The sequence below is a fragment of the Prevotella fusca JCM 17724 genome (genome assembly GCF_001262015.1).
Taxonomy (GTDB): domain Bacteria; phylum Bacteroidota; class Bacteroidia; order Bacteroidales; family Bacteroidaceae; genus Prevotella; species Prevotella fusca.
The window spans coordinates 1,242,703-1,265,495 of the sequence record NZ_CP012075.1 but is presented as its reverse complement, the minus strand read 5'-3'; the positions used below and the strand labels follow the sequence as shown (position 1 = coordinate 1,265,495).

The following is a 22,793-nucleotide window of genomic DNA, read 5'->3' as shown; positions in this document are numbered from 1 at the left end:
TTACAGATGGCTTACCTTAAAGTAAGTATAATAAAATTATTATTAGGATTGCTGTCCATAATAGATAACGCAGGATAGTAAAGGTTACTTGCAATATCATTCTGACAATGAAACGTAGTATCAGGAAACCGAGGATAACCGAAACGGTGGTTACGACTTGCGGTGTTACTATCTTCGAGATAAGCCAAATGACACCGATAACGATGGAAAGCAGGATAGCGAGTTCGATGAAGCGTGTCCAAAAGAAGTGGCGGACTTGCTTGGGCGAAGTCGATTGCTGCTTGATATTATCGGTTTTGTTCGATGCGTCTGCCTTGATGAAGGCAGGTGTGTGAACGATTTCGTTAAGCCGTGAGGACAATGGAAGCTCGCTTCTATTGTCTCGGCGAGAAATCGCATTTTTAAGAACGTCTTGATTCATGAGGATTGTATTCATATCGGAGCTTTTTATAGTTCAAGAGCAATAACAAGATGCTCTGGCTACACAAAGACAAGTGTTTGTACAAACTCTTGGCGTGTGGAGCGGAGCGTTTATCTTGGCTCTTGACACTACAAAAGCTCCCGATGGGGTTACATCAAGTCATGTTCTCACTATTGACTGTTGGTAGGCTATTGCCCTCAATGAGCAAAACTATTGTCCCTGTCAGTTCGGTGTAGAGTTTCTCATACTCTGGACTCACCCCAAAGTCGTCCGTCAGTTCATACTTGTTGAAAACGCGTTGCACAGCCTTATTCTTCAGAATCATTGGTGTTAGTCTTTCTGGAAGAGGAGAAGGAAGTTCTTTCTCGAACTCATTCTCTAAGACGGATACAAGCGTGTCATACTTGGAAAAGTGCAAACCTTGGTATAAGACTTCACTTGCCATTGTCTCCGCCTCTGGGTGAGAAAAACCTTGTGCTATAGCATCGCAGTAAGAAGTTAGGGCTTCATCAGCTCTTGCCGTTATGAATGGTTTGTCACTCAGCATTTCGGGGAAATGCTCACTGAGATAATTCTCTAATTTCAATCGGAAGTAAGATAATTCTTTCTTTGTTTCCATAATCATCTATTATTTTAGGGTTGTACATTAATATATTATATGCCCATGGCTGTATTGAACTTACTGAGCTTTCCAGCCAGTTCTTCCATGTCACGTTCAACTTTCTTGTTTGTTATTCGTGCATAAATCTGAGTTATTCTGATATTTGTATGTCCAAGCATCTTTGATACAGACTCCATTGGTACCCCTTTGGATATAGACATAGTGGCGAAAGTATGCCTTGCCATGTGGAAGGTCAGATTCTTTTTTATGCCACAAAGGTCGGCAATTTCTTTCAAATATGAGTTGATACGCTGGTTGCTCAACATAGGAAAGACTTTCCCCCCTTTTCTATTGATGTCGTAGTACTTTCTTATAATGGCAAGTGGAATATCCAGTAACATGACGTTTTCATCTACGCTTGTCTTGTATCTCTTGGTGATAAGCCATTGTCTGTCTTCTACGGTAACAATTTTATCGTAGGTAAGATTATATACGTCAATGTAGGCTAATCCCGTGAAGCAGGAAAAAATAAAAATATTCTTTACTAACTCCAGCCGTTCTATGTCAAAGTGCTTCTTCATAATACGGAGCACCTCTTCTTCTGTGAGGTAGCCACGATCTACTAATTCATAGCGAAGCTTGTGATTCGCAAATGGATCATGCATGATAAGTCCTCTGTTCCTCGCATAGTTCACGACCGTTTTCAGGTTTCTCAATTTCTTGGTGGTTGTGTTATGCACACCACCTACAACAGATGTAAGGTATAATTCGAAGTCCTGAACAACGGCACTTGTCAGTTCTGTCAGTCCAATATCCTTGCGATGATACTTTGCTTGTAGGAAATCCTGAAAGTTCTGCCTCACCACCTTATACTTATAAAAAGTACCCTTTGTTAATGTCTTGCCAACTTGTTGTGTGATGGAGTCTATGTACTTATCAAAGACTGGCAGAAAAGTTGTATATTCTTTGTCTGTACCAAGGAATACTGACCTGATAAGGTCTATGGAAAGTTCCTCTGATGTTTCATATTTCCTGTAAATCTGCATCAGTGTTGTTGTCAGTGCATCTATAGAAGCATTAATAGAGAGTGCTTCTGCTGTTCTGCCAATCATTCTGCTGGTTTTGTTACTCCACTTGGATTTATCCACAAAAATTTTAGTGGATCCAAGATTTGCCTTTTCGCCACCGAGATATATTCGGAGCATTACAGGTGATTTTCCTTCTTTGTTCTCATAGTTGGAACGTAGGTAGTAGGATACCTTGAAAGTCGTTTTCATAACGCATCATTTTAGTGTAGCTTTTTGGCTACAAAGTTCGACATAAGTTCTTGAAAACGAAAGTTTTGCATGCCGTCAATTTGATAGTCATTTTCCATTCATTGCTACATTTTTTTGAGAGCCTACTTTTGTGTAGCAATTTCTGTAGCAGAAAATGACCGAATGATGACTATCAAAAGGTATAGTTTGGCAGTCAAACGGATATGGATAAAAAACAAAAAATCGCTGTAAAACCTTGATTTTACAGCGATTATCCTTGTTTTGAAGGCTAAAATGACGTGTTGTTTGACATCCTTTTGAAACCTATTTGTGGACCAGCCTGGGCTTGAACCAGGGACCTCCAGATTATGAGTCTGTTTGTGGGTTATTTCATGGGATTGCATAAAGTGCAATTATACTGATTATCAGCATCTAATACATTTCGCTGTTTGCAGGAAAATGCGTACATTTGCATTAGTTTTCGTGCGAAAAGGTCACCTGAAGGTCACCAAATTGAGCGGAATATCACTTATAAATAAGCGCATTATGGAGAATTGTAAGACGAATAAGGTCACCGAAATGACTAAAAAGGATGGAAAATCCAATTCAAGAGGAGAAAAGTGCCTTGCCAAGTTTACTGCCGCAAATGGTAATGTGTATGGCTCATTGACTCTTGATATACGAAAGGCAGGCGACTATTCGCAACCACTCCCTGTAGCTGTGCGTGTGTGTCATGCTGGACAAAAGGCTTTCCTGCGCTTAGGCAAATCATACACTATGGAAGAATGGTTAGCTCTTTGCGATTATGAGAAAAGCGGTCGGCGCATCCAATTAGCGGAGCGTAACGACATGAAGAATCTGATGGACAGAGTGGAGCTGATGGCTAATCAACTGATTTCAGAAAACAATTTCTCTCTTCGCAAGTTGCAAGGCAGGTTCCAAGGCAAGAAAGACGATGACAGCACCATCATCACAGTTTGGGATTCATACATTCAATCTAAGGTCAATGAAGGCAAGGCTGGTTCCGCTCGTTGTAGTAAGGATGTACGCAACCGCTTTGTGAAAGATTTGGGAACGGATGTATCGTTTGCTGATATTAACCGTGACTTTATCTTGAAATGGGTGAAAATCATGAAGAAAAATGAATTGAGCACCACCACTATTGCTATCGCACTCCGTAGTCTAAGAACCATTATCAATATGTGTGTCGCTAACGGACTGATGAAAGGTGATACCAAAGAAATGTTCAAGGACACGGGCTACAACAAAGCACAAAGCCGTAAACATGAGTTTCTTGACGTGGCTACCATGCGTAAACTCTACGACTTTTGGAAGGCTGACGAGGCAAAAGACAAAGATGGAAACGAACAGTTCCTTGGCAGAGAAAAGTACGCCATATTTCGCGACCTTGGCCTATTCCTTTTTATGTATCTAGGCGATGGTCAGAACCTCGCTGATACACTCCGTTTGACTTATGATGAACTATACTATGCTACCCACGGCAAACAGCTTCGTTTCCTTCGCCATAAGACACGTGAGCGGAACGAGAGTGCCAGCGAAGTGATATTTCCTGTTACTCCTGAAATTCAACAGATACTTAACCGATATGGCAATGTCCCAAAACTTGGACGGAGGGTATTCCCAATAATGAATGAACTAATTACGCCCGAACAAGAGATTTGGGTTATCCAACGCTACAACAGATATATACGTGAACACATGGCTAAGGTTGCCAAGCTACTGGATATGGAACAGACGCCTTCGCCTACTTGGGCAAGACATAGTTTTGCCACCAATCTCAACAACTCTGGTGTCGTACCTTATAAATACATAAGTGATAGCATGGGGCATAGTGGTGGCGGTGACATTACCTCCAATTATATCGGTGCCTATCCTCTTGTAAAGATGCTGGAGTATAACCACTATCTGCTCAATGAGAAGCCGAAAGAGGTTGCTCCAATTGTAGATAAGAAAGCCCTGCTTGAGATGCTGAAAGGCTTGAGTGAGGAGGAACGGATGGAGTTGATGGCCAACTTATCTGACTAATTATAGTCGCTTACCACAAGAATACCAAATGAAATACCACAAAAATACGGAACGAATTACCGCAAAAATATCGATTGATTTGCCTCAAAAACACCAAATAAAAAGGCTCAAAAACACCAAATTGGACTTCCATATAAAATAAAATGTGTATCTTTGCACCATTGGTTAACAACGTGTTATTATGAAATATCTATCAAGAGTGGAAGACAAAATGTTACAGGAAAGGCTGGAGGCTTTTGGAGCTGTGTTAATAGAGGGTCCAAAATGGACTGGAAAAACGACTACAGCAGAACAACAAGCCAAAAGCATAATAAAATTACAGAATCCTGATAAGGCTAATGAATATCTTGCAACCGCCAAAACCAAACCATCATTGCTGTTGAAAGGAGACCAACCTCGATTGATAGACGAATGGCAAGATGCTCCCATGTTGTGGGATGCGGTAAGAACGGCTGTTGATGATGCAGGTGGTGTTCCAGGACAATATATTCTAACAGGAAGCAATACTGTAGACAAGACGCAAATCAGACATACAGGAACAGGGCGCATTACAAGAATGAAAATGTACCCCATGAGTTTATGGGAGTCCTTGGAATCATCAGGGGAAATCTCAATACATGAGTTATTCTATAATCCGAACTATGATATTGATGGGGCAACAAGCAAACTGGATATACCTGAGCTGATCTATGTCGCTTGTCGTGGCGGTTGGCCCGCTACCTTGCAAATGAAGTCGAAAGCTGCAATGCTTATAGCAAAGGATTATGTCAATAGTGTTTGTGAAAATGATATATCTGCGGTGGACGGTAGGCAGCGCAATCCCAAAGTTGCCAGACAGATATTAAGATCATACGCAAGGAATATCAGCACGTTGGCCAAGAAAACCAGCATACTTGCAGACGTTACAGCATCAGAAGATATTACATTAACTATGAATACCTATGATGATTATATTAGTGCGTTGGAAAGATTGTTTGTAATCCAAGATATTGACGCATGGTGCCCTGCCATCCGTAGTAAGACATCGCTACGCAGTGCTCCTAAACGCTGTTTCGTTGACCCTTCTATTGCGGTAGCTGCCATGAATATAAGTGTCGAAGAAATGGAAACTCAATTAAAAACATTTGGTTTTATTTTTGAGCAGATGTGCATAAGAGACTTGAAAATTTACACCGCTGATTTCAATAGTCGTATTTCATATTATAGAGACAGGTATGGTCTGGAAGCTGATTTAGTGCTGCACCTGGAAGACGGGCGTTACGCTTTAATTGAGTGTAAACTTGGCAGTAGCGAAATAGACAAGGGTGCAGAGCATTTGCTTGAACTTAAAAGACTGATACAGGAGCATAACCAAACAGAGAAGCAAGTACCTCTTCGAGAACCTGACTTACTTATAGTGATGACTGGAGGCACAATGGCATATACTCGCCAAGATGGGGTTAAGGTGATTCCACTGGCTTGCCTTAAAGATTAACCCGTTAGCTAGCACGACACCTATGGGTAACAAGATGAAGGACTGGCTTGAAAAGAACCAAGAAGTCTACAATAAATTCAAAAGCAAGATTCATTCCACATTAGACCTCCTATCACAGAATGGAACCGATGTGGCAGAATGCGATGATACAGACTCGCTACAGAATATGCTATTGGAAGCAATGGCCGCAAAGGATATGCCAGTTGAGGATTTGACAAGTTCCTTCTCTAAAGCCGCAGAAGAAGGCAACGTGGCTGCATGTTGTATGTATTGCTATTTGGAATTGGATAATGGCATTGAAGAAATAGAGAATGCCATGACCAAATTCGAGCAATCCATAGATGCGCAATACATCAAAGATGGTGTTAAACTCTACTTGCAGGATAAAAAGCAGGAAACTCTGGAAGCCTCTGAACAAGAACTGAATCTTTTGCGTTTGCGCCGTTGGCATTACGAACATCCGGAAGAATATCAAGAGTTCACAAATCTCTTCACAAAAGCATATGAGGGTGACATGAGCTTCGCCCTCAAAGGCATTTCCTATTTGATAGAACTGTTGTCACTTGATGGAATAAAAGGCATCACCGAATTATTGCTAAGCCTATGCCCAGGAACCGAGAGCTACAACAAAGCCCAATTCTCAAATACGAGTCAGCAGGCACACGAGAAATTGACTGAACTGTTTGCCTCTACATTTAAAAAAGAGGAAACAAAAGACAAGATACAGCACAATAATCCTTTCTTGTTCAGCCAGTTCTATTGGATGATATTTGATAACGGCTTCGTGAAGGCCGCTGATTTATTATCCAAAACAATGATGGGAGAGAAGCCTTCTTTTTGGCAGAAGAACTTTGGCGAGCAAATTATGCGTTCTTTGATGCTTACCAGTATGGACAAAGCAGCTTATACCAAAGGCACATGGAAAGCAGCAAACAACCGTGTAGTCAAAGATGTAGCCAATTCTGCATTACAAGAGAGCAAAGGCAGACGTGGACGTAAGCAAGTCAGTGTCCTGCTTGAAGAAATGCTTATACAACCTCATACGGAACTTCTTACCAACGAGATACAGGTAATACTTACCGAATGGATGGAAACAAATGGTACAGATTCCGTTCTTGCCTATATTTTTGCTGCACTAACCAGTAGCAGTTTGCTTAATGACTCTTACAACTATCGAACTTTCCATACAGCCATCTTAGAAAAGTTCCCATCCATAGGATTTAAGCCAGGCTTTGATTGGGCAGAAGCCCTTTATAATGCCATTGTCAGTGAATATGGCTACGACTATAATTTGAGCTTATCAGAAAAGGCTGTTCAAACCGGAAAGGAACAGGCTAAGTTGATAGGCATAAGGCTGCGCACCTTACTTTCCCCTGATGTATATTGATTGCATCATGAAGGCTTGATTTGTTAAAAAGAAACATTGTTCCGTTAAAAGCACCTCGGCAGAAATCGTCATGATTTTTACCGAGGTGCTTTCATTTTATTCCATCGTAATTTCGCAGCATAATCATTTAAACAACATATTATGCAAGGAAATTTTATAATGTTACAGAAGGATGACCTCAAGCAGGTTGTTTCCGAATTGGTAGAAGAGTTGATCGGAAAGAAGCATCAATCCGATTTGACACCAGAAGAGAGTGACGAATACTATACGCGTGACCAAGTTTGTGAACGCCTCCACATCACCTACACCATTTTGTGGCGTATGCAGAAAGAGCGTACAATCATCGTTCACAAGTTAGGTGGACGTAATCTTTACTCAAAAAAGGAGATTACTTCGCTTGTGAAATCGAAAGTGCAGGATTCGGATAGTAGTGTATCACATAAATGATTTTCAAAGAAGCAGTATGGAAGAGCTATATATTCGGGTGGGTACCACCATATATAAGGTAGTGCAGCAGCCGTTGGCTGATGGCACGACAATTACCCGTCGGATTCAATGGAGCTTTGGCACCATCCGTCAGGACTATGGAAAGAACAACATTCCTCCCATCACAAAGTACAATGGTTTTTGCACTGTGCCGAGCCATACAGACTACCAAAAGGAGATTGTCGGCTTCTACAATCTTTATGAGCCAATTGATCATGTTCCCACAGAGGGTGTCTTTCCTAATATTGAACAGTTGTTGCGTCATATATTCGAGGAACAATATGAGTTGGGATTGGACTATATGCAATTGCTCTATACGCAACCGACACAGAAGTTGCCCATTCTCCTATTAGTGTCGGAGGAACGCAACACTGGTAAGACCACTTTCTTGAATTTCCTCAAAAGTATCTTTCAGGACAATGCTACCTTTAACACGAATGAGGATTTCAGGAGTCAGTTCAATGCAGACTGGGCAGGCAAGCTGCTCATCGTTGTGGATGAAGTGTTGCTGAGCCGTAGGGAAGATTCCGAGCGGTTGAAGAACCTAAGCACGGCTCAAACCTATAAGGTGGAAGCGAAAGGAAAAGACAGGCAGGAGGTCAACTTCTTTGCCAAGTTCGTACTCTGTTCCAACAATGAACTCTATCCCGTTATCATTGATCCAGGAGAGAATCGCTATTGGGTACGCAAAATCCGTCCATTTGAAAATGATGACACCAACTTCTTACTGAAGCTCAAAGAGCAGATACCTGCTTTCCTCTATTACTTGCAGCATCGCACACTCTCCACCATTAAAGAAGGGCGCATGTGGTTCAATCCTGCTCTTATCAGGACCGAGGCTTTTGATCGTATCATTCAGTGCAACCGCAATCATACGGAGTTGGACATGGTGGAACTGATACGGGACATTATGGAAACGCAGAATGTAGATGAGGTGTCTTTTATCCCTCAGGATTTGATCCCCTTATTGACTATGAACGGAGTCAAGGTAGAGCAATGGCAGATACGAAAGGTGGTGAAAGATGTCTGGCGGCTTATTCCGGCACACAATGCACTGACCTATCTTACCTATCAGTGCGACTATGGCAAACCGGGACGAGTTTCATCTATCAACAGAGTGGGACGCTTCTACACGGTGACAAAGGACTTCTTTGATTCTTTAGAAATATAAATCCTTTGTTGAGCCGTTGAATTGTTGAGAACAACAAACTAATTATTGATACTCAAACAAATACAATTCAACAAAACTTCAACAAAATGGATAACTGGGCAAAAGAGAAAGCTATTTTTCTTTTCACCAGCCATACTTCTCAACAACTCAACATTTCAACAATTCAATCTCGTATGATGACTATACAAGAAATAAAGACAATTCAAATATCTGACTTCCTTTCAAACAAAGGTTATGAGCCTGTAAACAAGAAAGGAAATAAATGGTGATACCTGTCGCCTCTTCATTCCGAGTGAACCGCCTCGTTCAAGGTAGATTTGAACAAGAATCTATGGTATGACTTCGGATTGGGCAAAGGAGGCAATATCCTCGACTTGGCAATGGAACTGTATCACACGCATAACATTTCAGACGTATTACACATGATGGGCCATTTAACTGTCGTATCGGTACGCCCGTCACAACTGGTCACTTGCAAAGACCCCGTTTCGTTTGAAGATGTAGAAGTAAAAGAACTGGTGCATCCTGCTCTACTCAATTACCTTTCGTCAAGAGGCATTAGCTCCGACATAAGCAAAGGTCAATGCGTGGAAGTACATTACAAAAGTCAAGGCAAGAATTATTTTGCTGTTGGTTTTAGGAACGATGCTGGAGGTTATGAACTTCGCAACCCATATTTCAAAAGGTGTATATCTCCGAAAACAATTACCACCATAACAAATCACAAAACGGTGTGTCATGTATTTGAAGGCTTCATAGACTACCTTGCCTAACTTGTCCTTTATGCCAAATGCGATGCAGTGGTACTCAACTCCATTGTAAATATTCCTCTTGCCATACCTATTATAGATGAGTATTCACAAGTGTTCTGCTATCTGGATAACGATACGGCTGGGTGAATGGGTACACGACAGATAATTGCAGCATTGGGAAACAGGTGTACTGATATGGCAAGTGAATATGAAGGAGATAATGACCTCAATGAATATCTAATGAACAATAACAGTACACATGTTCAAGATGTTTCAGCCAAAAGATTAATGCGGTGAAATTGATAGCGGTGTTGCAAGAAATACCAATGTCATACAAAACTCGCTTTGCTTGTCAGTATGCCGATGGACTCCTTGAACACTCGCAAGCTCGCATTGGGTTACACACACTTTACAAAAATCACATATATGAAAAAGAAAAAGACAGAACTAAACGCACCCAAATATACGAGTCGTCTTATAGTGAGACTGACATCACAGCTTCATAAGGAGATTGAGGAATACGCCTCGCTTTGTGGGCTGACCGCAAGTGCATACGCACGCAAACGTCTGGAGGGGAAATATCCCAAGCAGAGACTAACCGACAAGGAAATGGAAGCATTGAATAGTCTTTCTGATGCCAGAGGGGACATACAGAAACTGTTTGGTTTCCTCAAAGGACGACCATTGTCTGAGCGTGAGAATATTCTTCGCAGTGAGATATTCATGAGGCAGTGGCGGTTGAGTGCAGAAGCGATACTAAACCGAATGATAGAGATTGAGAAATATATAACCCAATAATTTACTAAATAGATATGATATCCAAAGCAAAAGTTATAAGTCATGGGGCAAATGCCATACGTTACTCCGTAGACAAGGACAAGGCAGAGATTGTAAAAACCAATCTTCTCCCAGATGATATTGCTCCAACAGCAATGTGGGAAAGAATGCTCGCTTTACAAAAGAAATTTGAGGATAAGTTGAATTGTCATCACCCTCTCAAACGAAACATGATACGAATGGAGGTTTCCCCAACATCAGAAGAGACTCATGGTTGGGAAATTGAAGATTGGCAAAAATTGGCGGATGATTTTATTAGGGAGTTTGATGCGATTGACCTTTCTGCTAAGTCGAAGCGCAAAAGTGCAACAACAACTAATCTCCAAAACAGCCAATATGTGGTTGCTCTACACCATGATAGTAAGAGTGGTATCATGCACCTTCATATTGATGCGAACCGCATAGACATGACGGGTAACGTGAATGATGCCCATTATATCTATGAAAGAGCAATGATGGCAGCATCAAAGGTTTCACAACAGCGAGGTTGGACGGATGCGCAAGAGGTGAGCCAACGTAACAAGGACAAAATTACACAAGATTTCCTATCTGTATTGGTAAAAATGCCATACTTTGATTGGGAACTTTATGTAAAATATATCTGTCAAAAGGGGTATGATGTGAAAACGCATCTGGACAGTAATGGTAAAGTCCGTGGATATTCTATCAAACGAGGTAACTCTACATATAAGTCTTCTGAACTTGGTAAAGGTCGTTGTCTTATGCCACTAAAGATTGAAAAGACATGGGAAAAATTGCATCACCAGAATCAAGAGAACACCTTATTGACATCACCAAGGCAAGAAACGATAGGGCATCATACTCAAATACGACCAGAAACAAAACCATTGGACATTGTGGACAGCAGCTCAGTTATGCGACACATTGACTTTTCAACAGACGAGTTCCATCACTATCCTGTTGACATTTCCCAGGGTTGTCTGGATGTGATAGACAACAACATTACCCTTGATGTTGATAATGTATTCGCCCAAATTGGCGATGTCCAGAAAATAGCAATTCTTCTATTTGCAGAATACATTGATGCAGCAACTACCGTTGCAGCCCAATCTGGAGGTGGAGGCGGTGGCGCAACCTCTAGTTGGGGACGTGATAAAGATGATGATGATTTGAGATGGGCATATCGTTGCGCTATGATGGCAAACTATTTGTGCCGTCCTCGTAGGAAACAAAAATATGGAAGATAACAAGAATATTCATAAGACAGAAATATCAAAATGGCTATAGGAAAAAGTAAAATCTCAGATTTGGGCTTTGATTCTTTTCAGAATATGATAGATAAGAACATTGAAACAGAGCGAACCTCCGACAAATTCGACCGTCAGCTTCGTGCCTATACAGAAGCAGGTGAGAGATTTGACGCAGCGAGAAAATGTATAGATACTGCTAAGGACTCTCTCGATGAAGCCTATTCCATACTTCGGAAAGCTATAATCAATGCAAATGTTGCAGCAAAGGGCATCAAAGAATCATTCTCGAAAATTCAAGATGTTACCATCTGTGCTAAAATCTCTACATCGGACTGGAACAAACTTTCAGAACACAGAAACGGTATTGTTTCTGACGAGAGACAACTTCTTGAAGATCACCAGCGGAAAACCAAAGAAATCCTCTCACATCATTTCTATGACATGACTAATATGATGGCAAAGAATAATGGTGTTTGGTTGTCAAATAATTGGGTAAAGTCTCTGTTATGGATATTCCTGCCATGCCTATTATACACAGTTTCATCCATTGCCTATTATGTTATATTTTTTGTAAATAAGTAAAGCAGTAGACATAAAGAACGTAATGCAAGCATTTGGAAAGACAAAAGAACAGCAACTGGCAGTAGGTTCTTGGTTATGTGACTATACCGAAAGCCAACAACCTTTTGACAAAATAAGACATTGGCAGACCTACAAAGAAGTTGCCGATGTTGCTAATGAGGCGTATGATTGGAAGATTGAACGAGGACAAAACAAGAGCGTTAAACTATAATCGGATGTAATATATTTACTCATGCTAGATTATAAAATTAAGAATATAAGCACTCGTTGTTGGGAATATCCTTGTGTATCCAAATTTATTTATGTAATTTTGCAAGGCATTTTATGCAAAAAAGTCAACTATAGTTTAAACATTAAAAAGAATATATTCGGAAGAAATAGTTTATGAGTTTAAGGCATCCTTGACTCGACTGAGATACCAGAATTAGCACTTCATGAACACATCAGTACAGTCAAGGCGATGGGTGGCTACGCTCTTATATATTAGGGCGTGGGCAGTTTGGTTGTTGTCTGATGTGGGCTGTGCTAAGCCTTGGTATCAACCTCTACCACGCCCTTTTCTTTCAAAGAAGAGGGTATTTACTTTCTATATTCGTATAAAAGTAGTGGTAGATGAGCGATTTGAGTTTTCCTCCTGCAAACATTTCAGATGTTATGTCTGGGCAAAAGCTTGCAGATAGATTATATCCCCTTATAGGGACAAAATTCTCTTTAACTAAGAATCCACGTACAAATGGATCAGCATTGCGTAAAATAATCTCTAAACAATTGGATGATGGAAGGATTCAGATTGCAGACAAAAATGATTTTGAAATAGTTCCTGTGAGAAAGAAAGGTGTCCCTAAACTATTAGCATGTTTGGCTGATTCGTATATCGTTACAACAGGAAATAGCTATAATTTGCAAGTCTGGAACAGATTCCCCAATACCTCAAATGTATTAGTCAGATATAAAAAAGATAATACATTGATTAAATGTGATGATATTAGATTCATTTTAGTTCAAATAGACACGAATAAGCAACAAATAAAAACGATTATTGTGGCAACACCTCAATATATTGTGGATAATTTTGGCGTTTTTGGTGTGCCTACTATGAAATACCAACTTATCATTGCTGAAACAAAAAGGAAAGAAATTACGGGCCTTTTTCCAAAATGCCTTTTCTTTAATGATACCCCTAATATGACCGCTCATACCCAACATGGCGATTTCAATATCACGGACAGCATTTCCACTTCTCCCCAATCTGGAAAGTTATTGCCACTAAAAGTCATAAAGAGTAAAGTAGTAAGTTCTCTTTTGGGCAGAAAGCTCATAAACGCAGATACGAAAACACGAGGACAAGAATTAGAACGGCTTGTGGCAACCCTCCTTGGCTATCAAGTTGATGACCCTTTGGTTGGCGGGTATCCCGATATTCCCAATCAACTATTGGAGATAAAAGTTCAAGATTCTCCTACAGTTGATTTGGGCAAATACTCTCCAAGCAATCCTGTTGTCATTGATGCGAATCTTAATATAACAACAGAAGATGTTCGATATTTAATAGCTCTTACAGATAAAAGCGGAAATATCGAAGGTATAAGTTTGTGTCCGGGGAATAAACTTGGCGATTCATTTACCTTTGTTAATGGAACAAGTTATAAATGCCAACGTTCAATCCCTATGAATTTTTTGGAATCTTTTAGCGGAAAATCTGTTTTCAATCCTAAGTATCCTGGCAATCAGTAATACCAAAAGATATTTTTACCAAGTTGTTAATTTCAGATGCAAGTGACTCTTTTTCACATGCATCTGAGCTATTATTTAATTTTTCCACAAGTGACATAATTTGTTTTGAAGACTCTAATTCTGGAGATGGGATAGGATATTGTTCAATGTATTGAGCAAGATAGCGTCTCCGTCCTGAATATAGCTTATTGTTAAAGCAGAGGTCATGATATCTAATCATTACACTAGAGTTGCTCACTCCTTCAATTAGTAATAATAGCGACCTTTCTTCTTCATTCTGTGCGCACATCCAATAGCAATTACCATTTACAATGGCTCCGCTTTCATCAAAGCAAAATCGAGGACGTACACTAATATCTGGGAAAACGACTTTAGGCATCTTCCAAAAATCGGGATTTTGTGGAACCCAATACTCATACCACTTTCGCCCTGCTTTCATCAAATAATTTCTCCCTTCTAGTTGCTCACGATGTTTTTGAAGATAGTGAAATGCTAATGGTAATTTTTCAATGTCAAATACTTGACGTTTTCCATTCTTTGAATAATGAGGATATAAGACTTGCAACATAGAGTCTTTATCAATTGTCCATGCTTCAATGTTCTCTTGTGAAATCATAGGACAAAGAAGTTCTTCTTCAATTTTACATCCTTCCTTATCCCATAATTGAGATATAAAAACATTGTCTGCACAGGATTTGATACCAACTCTAACCTTGAACTTATCTTTTATCCGAAATGCAGTATGTGCATCAATCGCCTCAATCCATTTATTCTCTTTATCATCGGACATCTGCCAAATCCCTTTCTTATCTGCTGGATGTTTAAGTAGTCCTATTTTAAGAGTGTACTTTTGTCCATTGACCAAATAGTTACCGGGTTTATCAGATTCTAGTACATTATAAATATCGTTTAAAGAGGACTCTATTTTACTTTTATCACCTTTATCAGTTTCATAAATACTCATATATTTCCCAACTTTGGGTGTTAGAGAATGTGTTTCTTTCTTCTTACCTATAAAAATAGCAGGCAACACAGCTGCATCAAACAGTTTTGTATCACCAAGATCTATTATTTCAATTATCTCATAGTTGTCAAGAAGATATTTTCGAATATCACTACCACTCTTTGTACTGAGATAACGATTTGAAGTAATAACACCCAATATGCCTCCTTTTTTAAGAGCATTTGTCATAGCCATAAAAAAGGGATAATATAAATCCACGCGTCCTGTAAGATTGAAATCACGAGCTAATTGTTTTGCTTTAGTTGTACCTAATACCTGTGTCCTTACATATGGAGGATTGGCTATTACAATATCTGCAAATTCATTTTTTATATTATCCATGTAAAGGTTTGCCACATTGGGACATACAGTTAGAAAATCCTTACAAATGAAATTACATTTATTTTCGGAATCTATTGTCTGCATTGATAAACGGGCGTCTTTTAGATATTCTTCATTAGTATCATACCCAATAAAAGACGTAATTTTGGCACCGCCTAATTTACATATTGAAGATAACAAAGAACCATCACCACATGCTGGATCTAATACCGTAAACGATGATAATGAAGGGTCAATTGTGGAGAGAATCTTTTTTGACAAATAATCCGCTAATCTATTAGGAGTAAATGTAGCTCCATTTTTTTTAATCTCGCTAAGTATATTATTCATAATTTATTCCTCCACCATTTTATTTATTCCATACTCTACAATATCTTCAGCAACCATGTTTATGACCTCCTTAGCATTTTCTTCTTTGTAAAGAAGTGAATAAACTTGTCCTGCGAGCCAATACTTACTTAATTCGTCAGCAGATATATGATATATTGTAGCCACTTTATCTAGCAACTCACGCTTCATATAGCGTTCTCCTTTTTCATAGCGATTATAAACAGCTACATCTATATCTAACATAGAAGCTATTTGTCTTTGTGTAAACCCATTAGCTTCTCTAAGGCTTTTTAGCTTTTCTGTAAATTTCATATTAAACTCTATTCTTGTTGACAAATTCCGTCAACAAAATTACAATAATTGTTTCAATTAACCAAGGAAATAGAGCAAATTGCCAAAATTTAGCAACAAACTCAAATTGTCATTTAATCTATTCCCTACAATCTTACAAAAAAAGATTACACCATATTATTTCAGATGGTTTGTACCTCACTTGTTTCTTAAATCGAATATAGTATTCATTTTCAGTAGTGAAAAGCAATTCCTTGACAAGTGTTCTGCCGTTTTACCACACTCCGTAGAGCAGATGTTAAAGCATAAAAATATCTATCTATTGTTAATTTTTAGTCAAATATTCATTTTTTCTTGCCAATTCTGCCATTCAAAATGCAAATTTCGCATCATTGATTAGCAAAATATATTTGTACCGTTATTTTTTCTTATATCGTTGATAAACAATGATATAAATCATCGAAAACCAATTCCACATAAAACTATACGTTCTACTTCATCGTCAGAATCAGCAAGTTTAAATGCTTTGCGAACATATATAGCTAAGGTCTTTATGTCAGGGCTATATGCATCGGCATAATATTTTGTTTTTAAATTCATGTCGATTCAAAAATTAAGCATTAATTTGTGTGGTTTTATTGCTACAGTCTTATTTTCACTTAACAGTTCTGAATTAATCTCATCAGGCATTAACCCAACAATGTCTGATAGTTCATCCATTGAGTAATTGAGCTCAGAAATATGTAACTCAAACATCCTATTTACAATCTTAGGGCTATCTATTGGAACTTGAACTGACTCATTTTTTCTTTCTCCATAACGTCCAAGAGTTACATATAGGTATTTTGATGTTTGATCTGAAATGCATTTTAGCTCTTTAGCTCTATATATAATCGCAGCTTTCGAAACCTTCCAGTAATATTTCTTCATTCCTAAATCTTTGTATTTCAGATTAAAGAAATCTTCTTTGCATTGGCTTTCTGGCATTAAAAACTCTCCTGCAAATTCATTTGCTTCGATTTCTTTTTGTTTTTCTGGTTTCTCAAGGTCCTCCGAACGTAGATGCATAACAAGATGACCTAATTCATGGGCAATGCTAAACCGTTTTCTATCATTGGAGATGTTACTATTTATCCAAATCACAGGAGCCTGATTGGTTGTGAACATTGTTAGGCCATCAAACTTTTCCATATCATCAACATCCAAGAACATTACGATAACACCATTCTTTTCAAGTAATGAAACTATATTATCAATTGGCCCTGCTGGGACGCCTAAATAATTCCTAATCTTATAAGCTATTTCTTGTGGACTATTTTCTGCTGTAGGCTCAACAGAGGGGATTCTCAAATCAGGAATATTTATTGACTCCAACATTTCGTCTATACTTTTGCTCAAAATACTAATTTTGCTTTCAAGAATAGAAAGATCTTTTACCGTCATTGACGCTCTTTTCCTGTAAAAGAGACTGGTTTCGCCTGCAATACGAATGTCCTTTTCAAAAAACGATGCCGGATAGTTAAGTGCCTGAGCTATTTTGGAGACAAATTCTGGGGCAACTGTTAGTACACCCTTTTCGAATCTCGAAAGAGTAGCTTGGGTAACTCCCAATAATTCGGATAACTTACTTTGGGAAAGACCACGACTTTCTCGTGCAATTTTTATACTTTTTCCGTTAATCATATTTTATATGACCTTTTTGTTTTTTGCTTCACTGTTACTATTGGTTCATTATTAGAAGAATTTGGTGTAATTAAGACTTGGTTAGAGGCTGCAATATCACCAAGATCTATAGGTGCCCAAAGATGTTGGTGCCCTTCCAAGTATAATATGTAAACATGTGAAATTCTCTCAATTTCATCTAATTGATATCCAAGGATTAGCATTGGCATTGTGTCTTCACCTTCTGCCTTTTGGTATATTCTCTTGGTAGAAGATTTCGTAATATTCACCCATGGCATTCCTTTAGTATCAAGTTTTTTTATCCATACTTTATAACTTCCTATCTCTAAAATAGAGTTGCCTTTGCTGATTTGAACTATCCGAATGCCTTCTACTTGTGATAAATATTCAATTATTAATCCATGCATATTACTTGCGCAAAATGTGTTTTCACGACGGGCGACAGCATGTTCATCTGCATACTGTAAGTAACAATCGCCTGCTTCAAGTATTTTAGCAATAAGATTATTAGCTAACGGGGTAAATGCTTTCGATACTTCGTCCCTATTGGCATCTTGACGGGGATTCATTTCCTCATCTGAAAAGAGAAATAACGACCGATTTCTCAACTGTGAAATGTTATTTCTTGTCATAACTCAATTTATTTTGAGTGCAAAGATACAAAAAACATCATAATCCGCATAAAACTTTTAAATAAATGCGCATAAAAATATCAAGATTTTGTGTATTTGTATTTTGGACTTATAGACAAAAGGCAAAAACAGGTTTGCTTCTACGCAATATATATGGCATACGGACTAAATATATTCTTTAAGCTGCCAGTAGATGAATTGTTGTACTAACGAAAAAAGAAAACCATATTCATCTTTTATTGTTAAGTGAATTATCCGTTTTTATGATGTTGAAAGTATTGTCTTGCTAAAACATGCACTATGTTTTTTCAAAATCATTCTGGTAGTAAGATAAAAATTCTCTGCAATCCCATGAAATTTCAAAAGGTTACTCTTGCTGAGTTTCGCTTCAAAAAGGTCACCTGAAGGTCACCACGAAAAGAAAAAACACCTACAGGAACCCTGTAAGTGCTTGATTTTGAATGTGGACCAGCCTGGGCTTGAACCAGGGACCTCCAGATTATGAGTCTGTTGCTCTAACCAACTGAGCTACAAGTCCGGAATTCGGTGAATTCGGGTGCAAAGATAATGAAATAAATGGAAAAAGGGAAACATAGAGTAAGGAAAATTAATGTTTTAACACATTTTGAGTAGTAGGAAGGATGTTTGTGGGTGATTTGGAGTACCTTTGCAAGAAAGAAAACGATTTCATAAGACAATAAAATTGAACATTATATATATAAAAGAGGGAGAGGAGCAGGGATTGCCAGAACAGGTGGCAACCATCGGCTTTTTTGATGGCGTGCACCGTGGACATCAGTTCCTGATTGGTCGGGTCAGGGATGAGGCTGAGCGGTCAGGGATGGCATCGGCAGTCATCACCTTCGACCTACATCCACGCCAGGTGCTGCAGGCTGGCTACCAGCCGCAACTGCTGTCGACGCTCGATGGGAAGCTGCTGTTACTCTCGAAGACACGTGTTGACAATATCATCGTGCTGCATTTCGATGAATCGCTGGCAGCACTGCCCGCACGTGAGTTCATGAAAGAAGTGTTGTACAGACAGCTGAACGTGAAGAAACTCATCATCGGTTACGACAACCGCTTCGGACATAACCGTTCGGAGGGATTTGAGCATTATGTGCAGTACGGACGTGAGCTGGGTATTGAGGTCATTCTGGCTGATGCCTTTCTCCCCGATGACGAAAAAGTCAGCTCTTCGGTCATCAGAAACCACATACAGCAAGGGGAGATAGAGGCTGCCAACCGCCTCTTAGGCTATGATTATACGATTGAGAGCACCATTGTGAACGGCTGCCAGAACGGGCGCAGGATGGGTTTCCCGACCGCCAATCTTGATGTCAATGGTTGTCGGCAGCTGCTTCCCGCAGCGGGTGTCTATGCCGTTACGGTGCGTCTGAAAGATTCTGTCGGCTGGAAGCGGGGCATGATGAACATCGGCAAACGCCCGACGTTCAACGGCACGACGACGTCAATGGAGGTAAACCTCTTTAACTTTACCGGCAATCTCTATGGGCAGGAACTGCTCGTCAGTTTCATCAGCAAGATAAGGGATGAGCGTCGTTTCGATTCGCTGGATGCCCTTTCCGCACAGCTGATGCAGGACCGTGACAGTGTCAACCGCCTGTTTGATGAGGCTTATAACATACAAGACAGTATTATAAACAACCCGTAAGAATCGGAAAAATGAATAGTAAAGACATCTGGAGGTCAGTCCTCTATGTAATCCTTTTTGTTGCGCTCTTCGTATTGATTCAGAGCATCTCCTTGGTTATCGGCACTCAGATTGTCGCCCTTCTCAGAGGGTCTGAGGCTGTCAACGGTGTAAATCTGAGCAAGGACGGAGAATGCCTTGCCATCACTGCCGTCATCAGCAGTCTGATAACCTTCGGCTTGTTCGTCGGGATGCGCTGGGCTCCCGTGTCAGGCAACTACTTGAAGACACGCCCTTGGGGTGTTCTCTGCTGGGCAGCACTCCTTGGTTTGGGTTCGATTCTGCCGATGGAATTCATCTTTGAGAAGATAAACCTCACTATGCCATCGGAAACGGAGGCAATGTTTGAAAGCATCATGAAAGTGTCCTGGGGCTATGTAGCCTTGGGTGTTATGGTACCGATAGCCGAGGAGGTGGTCTTCCGTGGCGGCATCCAGCGTGTCCTGCAGAATGTGTTGGGCGAACGTAATCACTGGATAGCCATAATGGTTCCGGCACTGATATTCGGTGCCATCCACTTCAATTTAGCCCAGGGCATACACGCTTTTCTGATTGGTCTGCTGCTGGGTTGGATGTATTACCGTACAGGCAGCATCCTTCCGGGCTTCGTTCTCCACTGGGTGAACAACAGCGTGGCTTATCTTATGTTCAATCTAATGCCTCACATGAACGACGGTAAGCTCATCGACCTCTTCCATGGCAACGACCGTATGATGTACGGCGGTCTGTTCTTCTCGCTCTGTATCTTTCTCCCTACCCTCTTCCAGCTGGGGATGAGGATGAAGCGGGCAAAGGAGCAAAGGTAAAAACATAAAGTCATTGCGTACTTTTGTTTGCAAACGAACAAGTCTGCGAGTAGACAGGTTGACGAGTTAACAAGTTGACAGGTTGCGTGTAAGAAAAAGGATATAACGGTTTTCGTAATCATATAAAAACTTTTTTGCTAATTTGTTTGTTGCTTAGATAAAAAACGTTATCTTTGCCCCGAAAGTAGCTTTGGTTTTGTGCAGGCACTGAGGTAGATACGCTTCGCCTGAATGGAAACAACTACTAACATTGACAATGAAATTATCTTATGTCTGAACTTCAAATATTTAAAACTATGAATCGTAATCTTCTTTTTTTAGCATCGTCACTGTTCCTGCTTCTCACGCTGACATCCTGCAAAGCACAGGACAAGCAGGAGCTTAGCTGCGTCCATCAACCTGACTCCGCAGTAATCGAATTAAACAACAAGGCGGTCGAAACGTATTCAAGACGGTCGAACTCACCGGATTCCGTGAAGAAGGCTATATCCCTGCTTGACAGTGCCATAGCAAAGGATGCTGATTACCAACTTGCCTACGCTAACAAGGCGGAGTTCCTCAAGAACCAGGGTGAGATGGCACTGGCGTTAGAGACGCTGAATGCTTATCTGAAACGTAATCCCACGGAACCTTACACGCTGCTTGGAGCGGGTCTGTTCTATGAGAAGATGGGGGACAGGAAGGAGGCTATGGACTATTATAAGCGTGCTGAAGAAAACTTCAAGAGACGCTACGAGGAGGACCATAAAAGTGCACACGAGATAAACCGCTATGTTACCATTATACTGATAGAAGGACCTGAGAAGGCAAAGGCAATGTACAAGGCTGAGAGAAACAATCTTGCTTCAAACGAAGAGGAACTCAAAGCGAATGATATTCTTATGAAGCATTTTGTTGAGACTCCACGTGAGCAGCTTCTCAAGGACTTCGTCTCGAATTAAGTGTAGATGGTCTTTTTCAAGGGTCTTCAGCAATTTGAAGTGATAAGGTTTGCCTTTTGAGTTTAGAACCTTGAAGAATTATCTCTCACAGAGTGCACTGACAAGCAGATGCAACAGACAGACAGAGCTAAAGGTCGGGGATGGCACAGAAGGCTAACACCATAGAAAAGTAAAACGTCAAAGTTTAGTACACAGAGAAATGGAGTGAACGGAGGTTTTTAAATGGCAGAAAACGTCAGCCACGGAGACACCGTCGGTGCATGGAGCAACGGAGGATATTTGCGAGTTTTATCAGAGCTTTTATTCGTAAGATTTATGAATAACATTTATCCCCAAAGCTATCTGCAACCTGTATGCTGCGTCTCCGTCGCTCTTTGTGCCTTCGGCACCTCCGTGAATTGCTTTCACCTCCGCGTTCTCCATTTCTCTGTGTGCCTTATAATGAGTAGGCTTACTTCATCACGCCATATTTCGGAAGAACCATATTTAAATGCATACAGTCTGCCCTGAATACACTATTCTCCTTTCTCCCATAGGAGGAGTTAATGACCATCCCTCGAAAAAATGCTTCTTCCGTTAAATGCGTGGACATTCATCTTCCTGCTTCTTTAAAAGCTGTCATCATGTTCCTTTGTAGTGACCCGAACAACATTTTTGTACAAATATTTCAAAATGTGAAATCAAACTGATGGTCTCTTGGCTTCTAAAAGACGCCCAATTGGCTTGCAATAGACGCCCTTTTGAGGTCTAACTGACGCCCTTTTGGAGTCCAATTAAGCACCTTTTCTTGCATGACCTTATAACTAATTGATTTACTGTTAGTTGCAGACTTGCTTTTTACACGTGTTTTTGCCTTTATCTGCAGGTATTTTACCCGAAATTATGTCATGATTTTTCAATCCATTGTCTGCTGTTTCAAAGTATTGACATGAAAAGGTTTTCTGTGTCGGAGTATGAATAAAATAAACTGCCAAGACGGTCTTGACTGTCTTTTTGTTTAACGCATAACTTCGCTTCTTCCGTTACAGCTATACGAAAAATGTCCACGCATTTAACGGATGAACCAGTATTGCTGCCTGCCAGGTGTAGTGTT

At 40.0% G+C, this 22,793-nt stretch carries 22 protein-coding genes and 1 tRNA gene; 15 read left to right on the top strand and 8 right to left on the bottom strand.

Annotation, left to right across the window (positions count from 1 at the left end):
* Nucleotides 1-16: 16 nt before the first annotated feature.
* The 3 genes from ADJ77_RS12430 to ADJ77_RS12420 form a co-directional block, all read right to left on the bottom strand.
* Complete coding sequence (locus ADJ77_RS12430; protein WP_234398156.1) at nt 17-436, bottom strand: hypothetical protein; 420 nt, start codon at nt 434-436, stop codon at nt 17-19.
* 139 nt (nt 437-575) lie between these two features.
* Nucleotides 576-1,040: a DUF1896 domain-containing protein gene (locus ADJ77_RS12425; protein WP_025078916.1), complete on the bottom strand. Its 465-nt coding sequence runs from the start codon at nt 1,038-1,040 to the stop codon at nt 576-578.
* 35 nt (nt 1,041-1,075) lie between these two features.
* Nucleotides 1,076-2,299 carry a site-specific integrase gene (locus tag ADJ77_RS12420; protein WP_025078917.1) on the bottom strand — a complete coding sequence of 408 codons (1,224 nt, stop codon included), beginning with the start codon at nt 2,297-2,299 and terminating at the stop codon, nt 1,076-1,078.
* Between the two features lie 525 nt (nt 2,300-2,824).
* On the opposite strand from ADJ77_RS12420, the gene ADJ77_RS12410 reads away from it, so the two are divergent.
* The 12 genes from ADJ77_RS12410 (at nt 2,825) to ADJ77_RS12360 (ending at nt 13,958) form a co-directional block, all read left to right on the top strand.
* Nucleotides 2,825-4,324, top strand: a complete 1,500-nt coding sequence (locus ADJ77_RS12410) for a tyrosine-type recombinase/integrase (protein WP_025078919.1) — start codon at nt 2,825-2,827, stop codon at nt 4,322-4,324.
* Between the two features lie 181 nt (nt 4,325-4,505).
* Nucleotides 4,506-5,798 carry an ATP-binding protein gene (locus ADJ77_RS12405; protein ID WP_050696486.1) on the top strand — a complete coding sequence of 431 codons (1,293 nt, stop codon included), beginning with the start codon at nt 4,506-4,508 and terminating at the stop codon, nt 5,796-5,798.
* 22 nt (nt 5,799-5,820) lie between these two features.
* Nucleotides 5,821-7,185 carry a DUF6043 family protein gene (locus ADJ77_RS12400; protein ID WP_025078920.1) on the top strand — a complete coding sequence of 455 codons (1,365 nt, stop codon included), beginning with the start codon at nt 5,821-5,823 and terminating at the stop codon, nt 7,183-7,185.
* Nucleotides 7,186-7,326: 141 nt separating this feature from the next.
* A complete protein-coding gene (locus ADJ77_RS12395) occupies nt 7,327-7,632 on the top strand; it encodes a MerR family transcriptional regulator (RefSeq protein WP_025078921.1) in 306 nt (101 codons plus the stop codon).
* A gap of 16 nt (nt 7,633-7,648) precedes the next feature.
* Nucleotides 7,649-8,842, top strand: coding sequence for a primase-helicase family protein (locus ADJ77_RS12390; protein WP_025078922.1), 1,194 nt, complete (start codon nt 7,649-7,651; stop codon nt 8,840-8,842).
* An 86-nt stretch (nt 8,843-8,928) separates the two neighbouring features.
* A complete protein-coding gene (locus ADJ77_RS14320) occupies nt 8,929-9,111 on the top strand; it encodes a hypothetical protein (protein WP_234398157.1) in 183 nt (60 codons plus the stop codon).
* Between the two features lie 48 nt (nt 9,112-9,159).
* Complete coding sequence (locus ADJ77_RS14315; RefSeq protein ID WP_234398158.1) at nt 9,160-9,615, top strand: hypothetical protein; 456 nt, start codon at nt 9,160-9,162, stop codon at nt 9,613-9,615.
* Nucleotides 9,616-10,020: 405 nt separating this feature from the next.
* Nucleotides 10,021-10,392 carry a plasmid mobilization protein gene (locus ADJ77_RS12380; RefSeq protein WP_050696534.1) on the top strand — a complete coding sequence of 124 codons (372 nt, stop codon included), beginning with the start codon at nt 10,021-10,023 and terminating at the stop codon, nt 10,390-10,392.
* A 14-nt stretch (nt 10,393-10,406) separates the two neighbouring features.
* Nucleotides 10,407-11,639, top strand: coding sequence for a relaxase/mobilization nuclease domain-containing protein (locus ADJ77_RS12375; protein WP_025078924.1), 1,233 nt, complete (start codon nt 10,407-10,409; stop codon nt 11,637-11,639).
* Nucleotides 11,640-11,723: 84 nt separating this feature from the next.
* On the top strand, nt 11,724-12,224 hold the full coding sequence (locus ADJ77_RS12370) for a hypothetical protein (protein WP_234398159.1): 501 nt from the start codon (nt 11,724-11,726) through the stop codon (nt 12,222-12,224).
* Nucleotides 12,225-12,246: 22 nt separating this feature from the next.
* Nucleotides 12,247-12,435 carry a hypothetical protein gene (locus ADJ77_RS12365; protein ID WP_025078926.1) on the top strand — a complete coding sequence of 63 codons (189 nt, stop codon included), beginning with the start codon at nt 12,247-12,249 and terminating at the stop codon, nt 12,433-12,435.
* Between the two features lie 401 nt (nt 12,436-12,836).
* Nucleotides 12,837-13,958, top strand: a complete 1,122-nt coding sequence (locus ADJ77_RS12360; RefSeq protein ID WP_050696485.1) for a hypothetical protein — start codon at nt 12,837-12,839, stop codon at nt 13,956-13,958.
* Here ADJ77_RS12360 and ADJ77_RS12355 read toward each other — a convergent pair.
* From ADJ77_RS12355 to ADJ77_RS12335, 5 genes are all read right to left on the bottom strand, one after another.
* Nucleotides 13,936-15,633: an Eco57I restriction-modification methylase domain-containing protein gene (locus ADJ77_RS12355; RefSeq protein ID WP_050696484.1), complete on the bottom strand. Its 1,698-nt coding sequence runs from the start codon at nt 15,631-15,633 to the stop codon at nt 13,936-13,938. The two genes, ADJ77_RS12360 and ADJ77_RS12355, sit on opposite strands and share 23 nt — an antisense overlap.
* 3 nt (nt 15,634-15,636) lie before the next feature.
* Nucleotides 15,637-15,945: a helix-turn-helix domain-containing protein gene (locus tag ADJ77_RS12350; protein WP_025078929.1), complete on the bottom strand. Its 309-nt coding sequence runs from the start codon at nt 15,943-15,945 to the stop codon at nt 15,637-15,639.
* 585 nt (nt 15,946-16,530) lie between these two features.
* Nucleotides 16,531-17,607, bottom strand: coding sequence for a helix-turn-helix domain-containing protein (locus ADJ77_RS12345; protein WP_025078930.1), 1,077 nt, complete (start codon nt 17,605-17,607; stop codon nt 16,531-16,533).
* The gene (locus ADJ77_RS12340; RefSeq protein WP_025078931.1) at nt 17,604-18,239 is read right to left on the bottom strand and encodes a hypothetical protein; all 636 of its coding nucleotides are present in this window, start codon (nt 18,237-18,239) and stop codon (nt 17,604-17,606) included. The genes ADJ77_RS12345 and ADJ77_RS12340 overlap by 4 nt, the downstream gene beginning before the upstream one ends.
* 464 nt (nt 18,240-18,703) lie before the next feature.
* Nucleotides 18,704-18,777 (bottom strand) — tRNA-Ile (locus tag ADJ77_RS12335).
* Between the two features lie 165 nt (nt 18,778-18,942).
* On the opposite strand from ADJ77_RS12335, the gene ribF reads away from it, so the two are divergent.
* The 3 genes from ribF to ADJ77_RS12320 all read left to right on the top strand — a co-directional run bounded on the left by ribF (nt 18,943) and on the right by ADJ77_RS12320 (nt 21,700).
* Nucleotides 18,943-19,914, top strand: coding sequence for a riboflavin biosynthesis protein RibF (ribF, locus tag ADJ77_RS12330; RefSeq protein WP_025078932.1), 972 nt, complete (start codon nt 18,943-18,945; stop codon nt 19,912-19,914).
* Between the two features lie 11 nt (nt 19,915-19,925).
* Complete coding sequence (locus tag ADJ77_RS12325) at nt 19,926-20,759, top strand: CPBP family intramembrane glutamic endopeptidase (RefSeq protein ID WP_025078933.1); 834 nt, start codon at nt 19,926-19,928, stop codon at nt 20,757-20,759.
* Nucleotides 20,760-21,055: 296 nt separating this feature from the next.
* The gene (locus ADJ77_RS12320; RefSeq protein WP_025078934.1) at nt 21,056-21,700 is read left to right on the top strand and encodes a tetratricopeptide repeat protein; all 645 of its coding nucleotides are present in this window, start codon (nt 21,056-21,058) and stop codon (nt 21,698-21,700) included.
* The last annotated feature ends 1,093 nt before the right edge of the window (nt 21,701-22,793 follow it).